The organism is Corynebacterium maris DSM 45190, assembly GCF_000442645.1.
In the GTDB taxonomy this organism is placed as follows: domain Bacteria; phylum Actinomycetota; class Actinomycetes; order Mycobacteriales; family Mycobacteriaceae; genus Corynebacterium; species Corynebacterium maris.
In genome coordinates, this window is sequence record NC_021915.1 from 197,216 (window position 1) to 211,031 (window position 13,816).

Genomic DNA, 13,816 nt, shown 5'->3' on the forward strand with positions numbered 1-13,816 from the left:
CGTGGCGTCTTTTCCGGAACCGCGGGCTCGGGTACGTCTGACGGAGGACGCCGTCGCGGACCTGCGTCGACTGCAGAAGAAAGACCCCCAGATCGTCCGGGAGGTCTTCAAGAAGATGCTTATTTTAGAGCGTTCCCCGTCTGCCGGTGAGCCTTTGGTGGAGGCCCTGGTGGGTTTTCGAAAACTGGTGGTCGGAGACCGCGATTACCGGATCGTATGGAGAGAAACCATCGATGAAACCCACCGGCCCGTGTTGGAGATCGCGGAGGTGTGGGCTGTCGGCGCCCGCGCCGACAGCGAGGTCTATGCAGAGCTGACTCGCCGAGTGGAACACCTGGCAGCTTCTGATCACCCGCACGCCCGAGCCTTGGTGGAAATCATCGAAGACATGGGCCGATTTTACGGTGAGGTGGAGGCGCATCAGGAGCCCTCCCCGGCTCCCACATTGCCGTCATGGCTGGCGGAGGGGCTGAGAAACCAGTTGCACCTGTCCCCCGAAGAAATTGCGGACTTGAGTCAGGAGCAAGCCCAGCAGTTACTTATCCAGCACTGGTCCACGCCGCCGGAGTGAGCCCATAACTGAGGCAGCGTCCCACTGATCTTTCCCAGCTAGGGCCCGTCGGGATGTGAGACTCCGGCCGCGACGTGGGCGACCCGCCCCACCGTGTTTTCAGTACAGTCGGCCTCAACCAACGGATCAGCGGCGCCGCTTCACCCGAGGCGGCCGCCCTGGCGAGGAGGACACATGAAAGCATTGACCTGGCAGGCGTCAAAGACGGTGAGCGTGGAGGAGGTCCCGGACCCGCAGATCCAGGAACCCACCGATGCGGTCATCCGGATCACCTCGACCGCCATCTGCGGATCTGACCTGCACCTCTATGAGGTGCTGACCCCGTTCATGGACGAAGGCGACATCATTGGCCATGAGCCCATGGGCGTCGTCGAGGAGGTCGGCTCGGCCGTCACCCACATCAAGCCGGGGGACCGGGTGGTCATTCCCTTCAACGTTTCCTGCGGGCATTGCTTCATGTGCCGCCAGGGGCTGCAGTCGCAGTGTGAAACCACCCAGGTCCGCGAGTACGGCACCGGCGCGCAGTTCCTCGGCTACTCGCGCCTCTACGGCTCGGTGCCGGGCGGGCAGGCGGAATACCTGCGCGTGCCGCACGCGGACTACGGGGCGATGAAGGTCCCCAACGTCGGCGAAGACGAGCGCTACCTCTTTCTTTCCGACGTCGTGCCCACCGCCTGGCAGTCCGTGGACTACGCCGCGGTCCCCGACGGCGGCTCGCTGGCGGTGCTGGGCCTGGGCCCGATCGGCCAGATGACCGCCCGGATCGGCAAGCACTTGGGCTATCAGGTGATCGCGACGGACTCGGTGCCCGAGCGTCGCGCCATGGCTGAGCGCTACGGCATTGAAACGCTGGACTCCTCCGAGGACGGCGTGGCAGAGCAGCTCAAGGACCTCACCGACGGGCGCGGGCCGAACTCGGTGGTCGACGCCGTCGGCATGGAGGCGCACGGTTCGCCGGTGGCCGGCGCGGCCCAGGCGGCCGTCGGCAAGCTGCCGTCGCCGCTGGGGCGCGAAGCAATGGAGATGGCCGGGGTGGACCGGATGAGCGCGTTGTACACCGCCATCGACTCCGTTCGCCGAGGCGGGACGATCTCCATCAGCGGCGTGTACGGCGGCATGAAGGACCCGCTGCCGATGCTGACGATGTTCGACAAGCAGATCCAGCTGCGGATGGGCCAGTGCAACGTGCGTTCCTGGACCGAGACGCTGTTGCCGCTGCTGGACGACCCGTCGGACCCGCTGGGCGTGCTCGACCTCACGACGCACACCGCGTCTCTGGACGAGGCGCCGGCGATGTACGAGAAGTTCCAGAAGAAGGAGGACGGCTGCATCAAGGTGGTGCTCAAGCCTTAAGTCTCCGGCACGCAGTTAACCCCGGCCATGCGGTTCAGACAGGCCGGGGTTTCTTGTGCCGCGTCCGCGCCCATCCGTTCTACACTCTCTGGCATGACTGTAACTGCCGACATCGACACCACCACGACCACCACCGTCCGCGCCCGCGGAGCCCACGGCCCCGGCCAGCCGCTCGAGGCCCTGGAGATCACCCGACGCGCGCTGCGTGCCGACGACGTGGCCATCGCCATCGAGTACGCGGGCATCTGCCACTCCGACATCCACACCATGGCCGGCGACTTCGGGGAGAAGCAGTGGCCGCTGGTGCCGGGGCACGAGATCGTGGGGAAGGTGACGGCCGTGGGTGAGGACGTCACCGAGTACCGGCCGGGCGACCGGGTAGGCGTCGGCTGCTTCATCAACTCCTGTGGCGCGTGCGACCCGTGCGAGCAAGGGGAGATCTCCTACTGCGAGAACGGGGTGGTGGGCACCTACGGCGGCACGGACAAGTACACCGACGGCGAGTACAGCCACGGGGGATACTCGCAGGCCATCGTGGTGCGCGAGAGCTTTGTCGTGCGCATCCCGGAGCAGCTCGACCCGGCGGAGGCCGCGCCGCTGTTGTGCGCCGGCATCACGACCTATGCGCCGCTGAAGAAGTGGGGCGTGGGCCCCGGCAAGCGCGTCGCCGTGATCGGCATGGGCGGGCTCGGGCATGTGGGCGTGAAGATCGCCGTGGCCATGGGCGCGGAGGTCACCGTGCTCTCGCATTCGGACCGCAAGCGGGATGACGCCTTCGCTTTCGGCGCCGTCGCCCATCACTCCACCCGCGACGGGCTACCCGAGGAGCTGGAACGCCACTTCGACGTCATCCTCAACACCGTTTCCGTGGATCTGGACGTCGACGCCTACCTGGGGTTGCTGCGCTTCAACGGCGTCCTGGTGCAGCTGGGGTTGCCGGGCAACCCGATGCAGGTCATGGCGCGTTCGTTCACGCAGCGGGCCACGGCGTTGACGGGCTCGCTGGTCGGCGGAATCGAGGAGACCCAGGAGATGCTCGACTTCTGCGCCGAGCACGGCGTGGCCCCGGTCATCGAGCTCATCGACGCCGACTACGTCAACGAGGCGTACCAGCGCACGATCGACTCGGAGGTGCGCTACCGCTTCGTCATTGACGCCGCGACGATCTAATTAGGCCTCGCGCAAAAACTTCGCCGTGTCCTGGATGCGCTGGCGCGCGACCTCCGGGGTGGAGATGCGGTGCTGCGAGACGTACTCGAGCACCTCGACGCGGTTGTCCAGCTCCGGGACGGTCCAGCCTTCCGGCAGCTCATCGATGACCTCGTCCTGCTGGGCGAGCTGCAGCAGCGTGCGCGGCCACTCGTCGGCGGCGGGCACGGCGGCGCCGTCGCGCAGCTCCTCCGGCAGGGCGGCCACCCCGCCGAGGTCCGGGTAGGTGAGCACGAGGGCGTCGACAAGCGGGGCCGTCATCGCGGCCAGCGCCGCGCCGGAGGAATAACCCCACGCCATGACCGATTCGGGGTTGTGGCTGCGGGCATAGCCGATGGCCTCGCGCACCTGCTCGAAGATCTCCGGGATCGTGGCGGTCGGCGCCAGCGGGTAATCGACGTCCAGGATGATCGTGCCGGACAGCTCCGCCGCGGCCGCGACCTCCGGGCGCCACTGGTGCTCGAGTGCGTCGCCGGAGCCGCGCCACCAGCCGCCGCCGTGGAAGGAGACCGCCCACCGGCCCGTCGGGTCGCTGGGCATGTACTTGCTGGCCCGGATCTGCGAGACGTCTTCTGCGGTGACGTCCCCGGCATAAGCCACGCCCGGCGCAGTGTGATCCACGGCGGTGCCCAACATCATCATCGCCGCGTGCGTGATGCGATCCGGCAGCAACGCCACATAGCGGTCCGCCGGGTCCTGGTTGCCGTCCCCGCCCCGCCACGGCGGGGTGAAATCCGGTCGCGGGTACGTCACGTCCATGTAGGAGACCAGCTGCTCCAGCTGCTCGACAGGCGGCAGCGTCCGTTTCACGCCGCCGACGTTGAAATCCTCCGACGCCTGGTCGTTGATGGGGTACTCGTCGTCCGGCTTGCCTTGTTCCAGCTTGGGTGGGGGTGTCATGCCCCCAGCCTAGTGAGCGATCCGAACCCTAGTGACGAAACCGCGCAACGGACTAGTCTGGAAGTAGGAACAACCAGCGACATTCGAACGGAATGAGGAAGACCATGAGCGGAACAGCCCAGATCTACGATGCCGTCCTACACCCCACCAAGGAAGAGTTCACCGCCCGCTATGGGGCCGTGGTCACGCTGCTGGGTTCCTACCGTCTGGTCGACCCGGCGGACGAGGCCGGCATTGAAATCCACATCGGCCGCGACGCCGAAGGTCGGCTGGTGCAGATGCCGACCACCTACCGTGCCGAGGAACTCGACCCGGCGGCCACGTTCTGCTCCGTGGACCACAGCGTCTTGGGCACCCGGTGGGTGTCCAACGCGCTCGGCGATCCGGTGGCGGTGGCGCAGATGATCCGCACCATCGTCCAGGGCGACGACGGCGCCGCCTACTCCAATGACTCCGGCCCGATCGTCGACGTGCTCGGCACCGGCGACCCGAAGGCGCCGGAGGGCGAGCCCGGCAGCGTGGTCGAGGATCTCGAGGTGGGCAAGGTGAAATTACAGGAATACACCCGCCAGCGGGCCGTGGGCACCGTGGAGATCGGCGACCACGTGCGCTCCTTCGAGCTGCGCCTGCCGAACCTGCTGCAGACCGAGCGCACCGTCGCCCGCGGATTCACCACCCCGCGGATGCACCTGACCGCCACCCCGAAGGATGAGCGCCTGGGCACGGACGGCCTCATCGTCGCCGAGCTGTACTGGGGAGACCTGGTCTAAGAACCCTCACTGAGGCGGACGCAGGGGGCGACCGTCCTCGGGGCGCGGGGGCGGTCGGGGCGCGAGGCTTTTGAAGGGGTCGGGGGCACCCGCCCGCAGTGATGATCGCCACGGTTTTCAAGCGCCGGTGGGGCCCGCCACGAAAAGGATGAAACCACTGTTCATGGCGCTATTTGGGGGCGGGGGAGACGGGGTTTGAGCCCACCTGCTGCGGGGTACAAAAGCATTCCCCGAACTTTCCATTGAACCCCGCCACCCCTGGGGTTGCGGAACTGCGTTGGCACGAAGATACTGGGGCGCACTCCCATCGGGGATGGAGAGAAGGGCAACGCCAACCTCATCCGAGCTACACGCTCACCCAACAGGAGTAAGCCTGACATCTCATGTGCACAGTATGACTGCACCTCGACGAACATCATCCCTTCCTGTGGCCTATGCCAAGGGCGCGAGGGTTGCTGGCCGGGGACCTCAAGCAGTCACACTACGACGGAGAAATCACAGAACTTCACGGTGCTGCCCCACTAGTGGGAGCACCACATCAAAAAACACCGGGAACGCTGCATCAAGCGTCCCCTTTTCCGTGCCATCATCACAGTCCTCGAACAGGAAGGACGCCCCAGCTATGTCAGCAATGGTGCTCCTTGGCCTCGTCGCCTCCGTCGCCCTTCTGGTCGCTTTTGCCCTCCTCAACATGGGCAAACTCACCCCGAACCACTACAGCTATCAAATCCTCAACTTCGTCGGAGCCGGTTTCCTGGCCGCCTCCGCCTTCAACCCGATGAACGCCGGCGTCTTCTGGACCGAAGTGGTCTGGGCGCTGCTCGGCCTCTACGGCATCGTCACCATCTGGCGGAAGCGCCGTGCGAGCCAGACCGCTCCGGCCGCGGCTCCGGCTCCGGTGACCCAGGTTGTCTCCACCGACCCGCTTCCCTCGACCCCGTTCCCCGTCGCCGCGTAGCGGACCAAAAGATAAGAGTGTAACCGTGGAATCTTTGACTCTTTCCCACGAAATCGGCATCCTCGCCGGAATCTTCCTCGTCGCGGCCTACGGGCTGATGAACTTCGGGGTGCTGGACACCTCGTCCCCGCTCTACCAGTCGCTGAACGTGCTGGGTGCACTGGGTTTCGCCTACACCGCCTTCGCTCCGTTCAACCCCGGCCTGCTGATCACGGAAATCGTCTGGGCCGTTGTCGCCGTGGCGTTCTTGTGGAAGATCTTCACCCGCAAGAACACCGCGACGGACGAGGGGGCTGAGGCCGAGGTCGCCGAGACTGAGCTTGCCGACGCCCACGTGGCAGAAGAACCCGCCCTGGACAGCGTTCCGAACCGGTAATCAGCCAGGGCCGTTGAGCAATAACCGCCCTCGCACAGATCCCCTCGCCCGCCTGGCCCATCTGGCCCGGCGGGCAATGTTTTTCGTCGAGCTACGCCGACACCATGGAGGCGGACGACGGCGCTCCGCGCATGGAGGTGAGGGTGAAGCTCGCCTGATCGGGCAGGTAGCGATCATCAGAGGATTCGATCGGCGTTCCCTCGCTGGTGAAGGCGCGGCGGCGCACCCGCAACAGGGGAGTGCCTTCCGGAACCTGCAGGAGTTCAGCGTCATCGGCGTCGGCGCCCACGGCGTCGATGGTGCGGGTGACGTGATCGATGTCGACCCCGGCGTCGAGCAGGCGTTGGTAGATGGACCCGGAGTCAGTGTCGAAGTTCAGCACGTGTTTACCCACCTCGAGGGGATAGTTGAGCCGCTCCACCATCGCCGGAACGTCGTCCATCAGGCGCAGCCGCAGCACGGACACCACTGGCGCGCGGTCCGGCAAGTGCAGGGGCGCGGCCAGGGTGGGGTCGGCGGGCCGGCGCATCACCCACTGCGTCTGTTGCCCCGGCCGGATGCCGGAGCTGCGACACCACTCGGTGAAGGAGATGGCGCCGTCGAAGGACTGGGACGGGACCGTGTTGAGCACCCGGGAGCGCCGGCCCTGGCCAGAAGAGATCAGCCCTTCATTTTTGAGTGTGGCGATCGCGTGGCGAACCGTTCCCCGGGCGCTGCCGAAGGTACGGCCCAGCTCGGACTCGCTGGGCAGGGGATCACCGGGGGCGTAGACGCCCTCCCGGATCGCGGTGCGCAAGTGGGCGGCGATCTCCTCATATTGCTGCAGAGGGGCTTGTGTCATTGGGGACCTCCTTGGTCAAGGAAAGCCGATCTTGGCTACACAGCCGCGCATCAGGAGGGAAAATCTCCCTCCTTTCACGGCGCGGGCCGTGGCGAGAGTCGCGTGTAAATCCATATTAGACCCGTTTAGGTGGAGCCTGGCCATATAGAAGATGAACTTTCGTTGAACTTGTCTAGTCGGGTAGCGAGAATTTGCCTGCCACGGCCCATGATGGAGCCATGACCAACACTTCTGACCTCATCGTCGTCGGGTCCGGCATCCTCGGACTCGCCACCGCTTTCCTGGCTCACGAGCAGGGCCGTTCCGTCCGCATCATCGACAGCGCCGATCGTCCCGTGGGCTCCTCCATCCAAAACTTCGGCCACGCCTGCTTCACTGGTCAGGCTGACGTCATCCAGGACACGGCGCGCCATGCCCGCGCCGGGTGGTTGCGCGCAGCTCAGGCGGCCGGCTTCTGGGCGGCCGAATCCGGCACCCACATCCCCGCCATGACTGACGTGGAACTGCAGGTCCTGCGCGAATTCGCCGAGCATCGCGGCGACGAGGTCACTCTGCTCACCGGCCCGGACGTGGGCGCGGCGTTGGGCAACCCCGATCTGCCGGCGGTGGGTGGGGCGCACCTGCCGCTGGACATGCGCGTCGACCCCCGCGAGGCGGCGCCGAGCCTGGCCGCCTGGCTGGATCGGGAAGGGGTGACGTTCAGCTGGAACACGCGGGTCACCGCGGTCGGCGACGGCGTCGTGGCCACCACCCGGGGAGACTTCACGGCCGCAGAGGTGGTGGTGTGTCCCGGATTCGAGCTGATGGGGCTGTTTCCGCAGCTGGCGGAGGCCTACGACGTGCGGGTCTGCACCCTGGTGATGGCGCTGCTGGAGCGCCCCTCCCACCTTCGCCAAGATCTGGCGATGCTCACCGGCACCTCGTTGGCCAGATACGACGGCTTCGCCGCGATGCCGTCGGCCCCGGCGCTGCGCGATGAGCTGGCCCGGCGCGAGCCCGCGCTCGTCGACTGCGTGGCCAACCTCATGGCCACCGGCATTCCGGAGGGGCTGCTGGTCGGCGACTCGCACGCCTATTCCCTGAGTCCGGAGCCGTTCATCGACGAAGACGTCGCCGACCTGCTGATCGATCGCTCCACTGCGCTGCTGGGTGTGGAACGCCCGGTGGTGCGCCAGCGTTGGCTCGGGCGCTACGCGGATTCCCCGAACACCAACCTGGTGCTCGAGCGCCCGGATGCGCGCACCACGGTCGCTGTCGTCACCTCCGGAATCGGCATGACTTTGTCGTTTGGCGTCGGTCATCTGGCGCTCAGCGGAGAGCAGATTCCGGGTTTCTAATCTGACCGGCAGGTAAACAGTCGGACCCGTGTGGGACGGCAAAGTTACTTGTACATGAACATTTCTAGCTCGGCTAGACAAGTTGGATCACGGGGGCGCACAATGCGATGTGAACCCGCCGAGACCGCTCGGATTCCCCGCTCCGGTCCCGCACGTCCCCCGGCCACCTCCCCGTGAGCCCGGGGCACGGACCCGCCACCACCGCCCGGAAACCTGAAAGGCCCCTCATGTCCAAGAAGACCGTCCTCCGCAGCGCCGTCGCCCTCGCAGCCGCCGGCGTCACCGCCTCCATCCTGACCGCCTGCGGCTCCGTCGAGGCCGGCGAGACGATCACCTTCGCGGCCGTCCCCTCGGAATCCTCCGCGTCGCTGTCGACCTCGTTTGAGAACATCACGGACCTGATTGAGCAGGAGACCGGCGCCACCGTCGAGTTCCAGAACGCCTCCGACTACGCCGCCGTCATCGAGGGCATGCGCGCCGGGCAGATCGACGTCGCCTCCTTCGGCCCGTTCTCCTACGTCATCGCCAAGGACTCCGGCATCGACATGGAGCCCGCGGCGTCCCCGACCAACGACCCGGACCAGGCGCCGGCGTATACCTCGCTGGCGTACGTCCGGGCGGACTCGGACATCGAGAGCATCGACGATTTGCGCGGTCAGACCGTCTGCTTCGTCGACGCCGCCTCCACCTCCGGCTACCTCGTGCCCATGGAAGGGCTGATGGCAGCCGACATTGACATGGAAGACGACCTCACCCCGGTGATGGCGGGCGGGCACGACGCCGGCCTGCTGTCGCTGGACTCCGGAAACTGCGACGCCGCCTTCGCCCACGACACCATGCTCACCACCCTGGAGAACTCCGGGCAGATGGAGCCGGGCGCGGTGCGCCCGGTCTGGGAGTCCGCTCCGATCACCGAGGACCCGATCACCGTCAACTACGACTCGCTGGGCCAGGAGCGCGGCGACCAGATCACCCAGATCATCCGCGAGCAGGCCAACAAGCCGGCGCTCGTCGAGGCGGGCATCTGCACCTCCGAGGACGACTGCGTCCTGCCGGAGGAGATCGAGCACGGCTTCGTTCCGGTCGACGACTCCGACTTCGACGCCATCCGGGAGCTCTGCGAGGTCACCGAGGCCGACGCCTGCCAGAACGTCGGTTAAGCGGAACTCAACGAGACATCAGGAGACATCACCATGAACACCCACATCCCCACCTCGACAGATTTTCAGCGCGAGATCGACGACATCTACGCGGTGCAGCTGGACAACGTGACCAAGGACTTCGGCGGCGGGGTATTAGGCCTCGACGACGTGACCTTAGGCCTCAAGACGGGCGAGGTCACGGTGTTGCTCGGACTGTCCGGCTCCGGCAAATCGACCCTGCTGCGCCACCTCAACGGCCTGCACACCCCGACCGCCGGCACCATCCGGGTCCTCGGTCAGAACGTCCCTGAACTGCGCGGCAAGGCGCTGCGGGGTCTGCGCCGCGACGTCGGCGTCATTTTCCAGAACTTCAACCTGGTCGGCCCGATGTCGGTGCTGGAAAACGTCTGCACCGGCCGCCTCGGCTCGCTGCGCGGACCGCGACTGTCGCTGATGATGTACCCCAAGTCCGTCCGTCGCGAGGCCCTGGAAAAACTCGACCGCGTCGGCCTGGCCGACCGCGCCTACCAGCGTGCCGACACCCTCTCCGGCGGCCAGCAGCAGCGGGTGGCCATCGCGCGGGCGCTCATGCAGAACCCGAAGATCCTGCTCGCCGACGAACCGGTCGCCTCCCTCGACCCGGTCTCCTCCCACGACGTGATCACCTTGCTGCGCCAGATCTCCGCGGAGGACAACCTCACGGTCATCTCTTCACTGCACCAGGTTCAGCTGGCCATCGACTTCGCCGACCGCATCGTCGGCCTGCGCGGCGGCAAGGTCGTCCTGGACCAACCCACCGAGGGCTTGTCAGCGGCCGAGGCGTCCAACATCTACTCCAACGTCTCCCGCGTCGACGCCGAAGCACGGGCCAAGGAAGCCAGGGTGTCGTAAATGAGCACACTGACCTCCCCTCAGGTGCGTGCGCCGGAGAGGCCGCGTCCGAACGCCAGCGTCATCGTCGCCGGCGTGGTGCTGCTGGCGCTGGTGGTCGCCGGCGCCTGGTCGATCGCCTCCCTGGGCATCAACGTCGCCACCATCGCCAGTTCACTGGACAACGCGGTGGCCTTCCTCGACCGGATGTTCCCGCTGGACTTCCCGCCGCTGGGTGAGACCCTGGGGCTGATTTTTGAGACTCTGGCGATCGTCTTCTTGGCCACCGCGCTGTCCGTGGCGCTGTCGGTCCCGGTGGCGCTGGCCGCCGCCCGCCCCACCGCCCGCACCCGCACCTCCCAGGGTGTGGCGCGTGCCCTGATCGTGCTGGCGCGTGCCATCCCGGACCTGGTGCTGGCCATCATCTTCCTGCGCATGTTCGGCCTCGGCGCCACCGCCGGCATCCTGGCCATGGGCATTCACTCCGTCGGCATGGTGGCCAAGCTCTACGCCGACGCCATCGAAGAGCTTGACGACGGCCCGCGTGAGTCCATGGCCTCCGCCGGCGCCGGCCGCAGGCAGCAGATCGTCTCCGCCATCCCGCAGGTGCTCCTGCCGCAGCTGATCGCCACCGCCCTGCACCGCTTCGACATCAACCTGCGCACCTCCGTGCTGCTCGGCTACGTCGGCGTCGGCGGCATCGGCCTGGCCACCGCCGAGGCACTGCGCACGCTCAACTATCAGCGCGGCATGGCGCTGGCGCTGATCGTGTTGGCGCTGTGCATCGTCATCGAGTTGATTTCCGGCGGCATCCGCGCAGCGCTCATGCGCAGCGCCGACGGCGGAATCACCGGCGGCACGTGGGTGGACCGCGCACTGAACAGGGGCCGCGTGACCGGCGTCAACGACGTCACGCTCACCCCGCCGTGGGGCCTGGCGCGTATCCAACGCTTCGCCACCGTCGCCCTCCTCATCGTCTTCACCTTCCTGTCGCTGTGGCAGGTCGACGTCAGCTGGTCCGCGCTGGGGCAGGGCTTGTTCAACCTGCCGGAGACTCTCGCGCTGTTCTTCCCGCCGTCAGCCGGCGGCTCGATGGCGGCGCTGATGGGGCAGTTGCTGGTCACCGTCCAGATCGCCTTGGCGGCCACGCTCATCGGCGCGGTCATCGCGATCCCGATCGGCGTGCTCGCCGCCCGCAACGTGGTGGCCAACCCGTATGTCCACGGCTTCTTCCGCACCGTCATCGTCGTCGTCCGCGGCATCCCGGAGCTGATCCTGGCGATCATCTTCGTGGTCATCTCCGGCCTCGGCGGCGTGGCCGGCACCCTCGCCCTGGCCGTGGGCGCCGTGGGGCTGCTGTCCAAACTCGTCGCCGACTCGCTCGAAGAGACCGACGTCGACGTCCAGGAAGCGCAGCGTACCGCCGGCGCCACCCCGGTGCAGGTGTTCTTCTCCGCGACGCTGCGGCAGGCGGCCCCGGCGTTCGTGGCGCACACGATGTACCTGCTGGACACCAACATCCGCTCCGCGACCCTGCTCGGGGTCGTCGGCGCCGGCGGCATCGGCTTCCTGCTGCTCAACGCCTCGCGCGTCAACCAATTCGACGTGGTCACCATGATTTTGATCCTGATGGTCGCCGTCGTGCTCATCGTCGAGGGCCTGTCCATGTGGCTGCGCCGCGTCGTCCGCTAACCCCCAGTCATTCCCGTAGGAACCCGTAGAAAGAAGACGTTCATGATTCAGCTTGCAGTGTTCGATATGGCCGGCACCACCGTCAACGACCGCGACGAGGTCTACCGCGTGCTCCGCGAGGCCACCGAACGCGAAGGCGCCGTCTACTCCGACGCCACCTTCCAGGAATGGATGGGCACGGAGAAGAAATGGGCCATCCGCAACCTCCTGGAGATCGGCGGCGTGGAACCCACCGAGGAGCGCATCGAGAAGTCTTGGGCCTGGTTCCGCGAGGAGCTGCGCCGCACCTACACCGATAACCCGCCCACCCCGCTGCCCGGGGTGGAAGACGCCCTGCGCGCCCTGCGCGAACGTGGCGTCAAGGTCGGTCTGACCACCGGGTTCTCCCGCGAGATCGTCGACCTCATCTTAGGCGCCATGGGCTGGCGAGTCGGCGAGACAATCGACGCCAGCGCCGCCGGCGACGAGGTCGAGGCCGGCCGTCCCGAGCCGCACCTGATCCGTACCGTCATGGCCGCCACCGGCGTCACCGACCCGGCCGCCGTGATCAGCGCCGGGGACACCGCCGCCGACGTGCGCTCCGCCCAAGCCGCCGGGGTGACCTCTGTCGGCGTACTCACCGGGCACGTGCCCGCCGAAGAGTTCACTGAACTGGGCGCCGACCTGATCCTCGATTCCGTCGCGGACCTGCCGGCGCACCCGGTCATGGAGGGCAAGTGAGCGTCGCACACGCACAGGTGTGGCAGGGCGGCGCTGACTTCCAGCTGCGCGAGGTTCCTTTCCCGGAGCTCAGCGACGGCGAGGCGCTGGTCGAGCTGACCGCCGCCACGATCTGCGGCTCCGACCGCCACACCGTCTCCGGGCGCCGCTCCGGCGCGTGCCCGTCCATCCTTGGGCACGAGGGCGTGGGAATTGTCGTCGACAGCCGCCGCCCAGGGCTGGAACCCGGCATGCGGGTGGTGTTCTCCGTGACCTCCAGCTGCGGGCGCTGCGGCAACTGTCGCCGGGGGCTGACGGCGAAGTGCGACACAGTGCGCAAGGCCGGCCATGAATCCTTCGAGGACGTCTGGCCCTTGTCGGGCACCTACGCCAGCCACATTCACCTGCTGGCCGGCCAGGCCGTGGAAGAGGTGCCGGAGCACGTCTCCGATGCGCTGGCCTCGACGGCCGGATGCGCCGCGGCGACTGTCATGGCGGTGTTGGACTCCGTCGGTGATCTGGCCGGGCGTCACGTGTTGGTCAACGGCGTCGGCATGCTCGGCGTCATCGCCGTGGCGGCCGCCCGCGCCCGCGGCGCCGCGCATGTCATCGCCTGTGACCCGAACCCCGTCAACCGGGAGCTGGTGGGCGACCTCGCGGACGTCACTGTCGCCCCCGGGATGGAGCACACGGTTGACGTCGCTTTAGAGCTCTCGGGCGCGAGCGCCGGGGTAGAGGCCTGCCTCACGGCGCTGGACATCGGCGGTACGGCCGTGCTGGCCGGCACCGTCGCGCCGGGTCCGGAGGTGAGCATCGACCCGGAATGGCTGGTGCGTGGCTGGCGCACGGTCACCGGCGTGCACAATTTCGAACCGAGGCACCTGACGCAGGCGGTGGAGTTCCTCGCCGCCGAGGGACACACCCTGCCGGCAGACAAGATTTTCGGCGGCCCGGTGCCGTTGGGTCAGCTGCCTGAGCAGTTCACCCGCCCCGGCGCCGCGCTGCGCACGGTCGTGGAGCTGCAGCCCAGCGCGCTGGGCGCCCACCGCGGGGCGAAGGCGGCGGAGCCGGTCTAAGACCGCGCCTGCGCCGAGCGCG

Annotated in this window: 14 protein-coding genes; 12 read left to right on the forward strand and 2 right to left on the reverse strand. The window is 67.3% G+C overall.

Annotated elements, in window-relative coordinates; all coding sequences use genetic code 11:
- Position 1: 1 nt before the first annotated feature.
- From B841_RS00960 to B841_RS00970, 3 genes are all read left to right on the forward strand, one after another.
- Positions 2–571, forward strand: coding sequence for a type II toxin-antitoxin system RelE family toxin (locus B841_RS00960; protein ID WP_020933609.1), 570 nt, complete (start codon positions 2–4; stop codon positions 569–571).
- A 174-nt stretch (positions 572–745) separates the two neighbouring features.
- Entirely contained in the window at positions 746–1,924 is a 1,179-nt protein-coding gene (locus tag B841_RS00965) for a zinc-dependent alcohol dehydrogenase (RefSeq protein ID WP_020933610.1), read from the forward strand.
- Between the two features lie 93 nt (positions 1,925–2,017).
- Entirely contained in the window at positions 2,018–3,094 is a 1,077-nt protein-coding gene (locus tag B841_RS00970) for an NAD(P)-dependent alcohol dehydrogenase (RefSeq protein WP_020933611.1), read from the forward strand.
- Here the strand turns inward: B841_RS00970 and B841_RS00975 are convergent, their stop codons facing one another.
- Complete coding sequence (locus tag B841_RS00975; RefSeq protein ID WP_020933612.1) at positions 3,095–4,033, reverse strand: alpha/beta hydrolase; 939 nt, start codon at positions 4,031–4,033, stop codon at positions 3,095–3,097.
- 104 nt (positions 4,034–4,137) lie between these two features.
- On the opposite strand from B841_RS00975, the gene B841_RS00980 reads away from it, so the two are divergent.
- The 3 genes from B841_RS00980 to B841_RS00990 all read left to right on the forward strand — a co-directional run bounded on the left by B841_RS00980 (position 4,138) and on the right by B841_RS00990 (position 6,137).
- Positions 4,138–4,803, forward strand: a complete 666-nt coding sequence (locus tag B841_RS00980; RefSeq protein ID WP_020933613.1) for a CG0192 family protein — start codon at positions 4,138–4,140, stop codon at positions 4,801–4,803.
- A 622-nt stretch (positions 4,804–5,425) separates the two neighbouring features.
- Positions 5,426–5,761 (forward strand): CBU_0592 family membrane protein, encoded by a 336-nt coding sequence (locus tag B841_RS00985; RefSeq protein WP_211215539.1) that lies wholly within the window; start codon positions 5,426–5,428, stop codon positions 5,759–5,761.
- Between the two features lie 34 nt (positions 5,762–5,795).
- On the forward strand, positions 5,796–6,137 hold the full coding sequence (locus tag B841_RS00990; protein ID WP_211215540.1) for a CBU_0592 family membrane protein: 342 nt from the start codon (positions 5,796–5,798) through the stop codon (positions 6,135–6,137).
- 91 nt (positions 6,138–6,228) lie between these two features.
- On the opposite strand, the gene B841_RS00995 is transcribed toward B841_RS00990, so the two are convergent.
- Positions 6,229–6,978, reverse strand: a complete 750-nt coding sequence (locus B841_RS00995) for a GntR family transcriptional regulator (protein ID WP_020933616.1) — start codon at positions 6,976–6,978, stop codon at positions 6,229–6,231.
- 218 nt (positions 6,979–7,196) lie between these two features.
- Between B841_RS00995 and B841_RS01000 the strand changes: the two genes are divergently transcribed.
- From B841_RS01000 to B841_RS01025, 6 genes are all read left to right on the forward strand, one after another.
- Positions 7,197–8,315 carry a TIGR03364 family FAD-dependent oxidoreductase gene (locus B841_RS01000; RefSeq protein ID WP_020933617.1) on the forward strand — a complete coding sequence of 373 codons (1,119 nt, stop codon included), beginning with the start codon at positions 7,197–7,199 and terminating at the stop codon, positions 8,313–8,315.
- A 227-nt stretch (positions 8,316–8,542) separates the two neighbouring features.
- Positions 8,543–9,475: a phosphate/phosphite/phosphonate ABC transporter substrate-binding protein gene (locus tag B841_RS01005; RefSeq protein WP_020933618.1), complete on the forward strand. Its 933-nt coding sequence runs from the start codon at positions 8,543–8,545 to the stop codon at positions 9,473–9,475.
- Between the two features lie 33 nt (positions 9,476–9,508).
- Positions 9,509–10,348 (forward strand): phosphonate ABC transporter ATP-binding protein, encoded by an 840-nt coding sequence (phnC, locus tag B841_RS01010; protein WP_020933619.1) that lies wholly within the window; start codon positions 9,509–9,511, stop codon positions 10,346–10,348.
- Complete coding sequence (phnE, locus tag B841_RS01015) at positions 10,349–12,019, forward strand: phosphonate ABC transporter, permease protein PhnE (RefSeq protein ID WP_020933620.1); 1,671 nt, start codon at positions 10,349–10,351, stop codon at positions 12,017–12,019.
- A 42-nt stretch (positions 12,020–12,061) separates the two neighbouring features.
- Entirely contained in the window at positions 12,062–12,739 is a 678-nt protein-coding gene (locus tag B841_RS01020; protein WP_020933621.1) for a phosphonatase-like hydrolase, read from the forward strand.
- Positions 12,736–13,794, forward strand: coding sequence for a zinc-binding dehydrogenase (locus B841_RS01025; RefSeq protein ID WP_020933622.1), 1,059 nt, complete (start codon positions 12,736–12,738; stop codon positions 13,792–13,794). The genes B841_RS01020 and B841_RS01025 overlap by 4 nt, the downstream gene beginning before the upstream one ends.
- Positions 13,795–13,816: the final 22 nt, after the last annotated feature.

What these genes read in the sequence shown, in the direction of transcription:
- B841_RS00965 (WP_020933610.1), top strand. Translation starts at nt 746, where the DNA reads ATGAAAGCATTGACCTGGCAGGCGTCAAAGACGGTGAGCGTGGAGGAG.
- B841_RS00970 (WP_020933611.1), top strand. Translation starts at nt 2,018, where the DNA reads ATGACTGTAACTGCCGACATCGACACCACCACGACCACCACCGTCCGC.
- B841_RS00975 (WP_020933612.1), bottom strand. Translation starts at nt 4,033, where the DNA reads ATGACACCCCCACCCAAGCTGGAACAAGGCAAGCCGGACGACGAGTAC.
- B841_RS00980 (WP_020933613.1), top strand. Translation starts at nt 4,138, where the DNA reads ATGAGCGGAACAGCCCAGATCTACGATGCCGTCCTACACCCCACCAAG.
- B841_RS00985 (WP_211215539.1), top strand. Translation starts at nt 5,426, where the DNA reads ATGTCAGCAATGGTGCTCCTTGGCCTCGTCGCCTCCGTCGCCCTTCTG.
- B841_RS00995 (WP_020933616.1), bottom strand. Translation starts at nt 6,978, where the DNA reads ATGACACAAGCCCCTCTGCAGCAATATGAGGAGATCGCCGCCCACTTG.
- B841_RS01000 (WP_020933617.1), top strand. Translation starts at nt 7,197, where the DNA reads ATGACCAACACTTCTGACCTCATCGTCGTCGGGTCCGGCATCCTCGGA.
- B841_RS01005 (WP_020933618.1), top strand. Translation starts at nt 8,543, where the DNA reads ATGTCCAAGAAGACCGTCCTCCGCAGCGCCGTCGCCCTCGCAGCCGCC.
- phnC (WP_020933619.1), top strand. Translation starts at nt 9,509, where the DNA reads ATGAACACCCACATCCCCACCTCGACAGATTTTCAGCGCGAGATCGAC.
- phnE (WP_020933620.1), top strand. Translation starts at nt 10,349, where the DNA reads ATGAGCACACTGACCTCCCCTCAGGTGCGTGCGCCGGAGAGGCCGCGT.
- B841_RS01020 (WP_020933621.1), top strand. Translation starts at nt 12,062, where the DNA reads ATGATTCAGCTTGCAGTGTTCGATATGGCCGGCACCACCGTCAACGAC.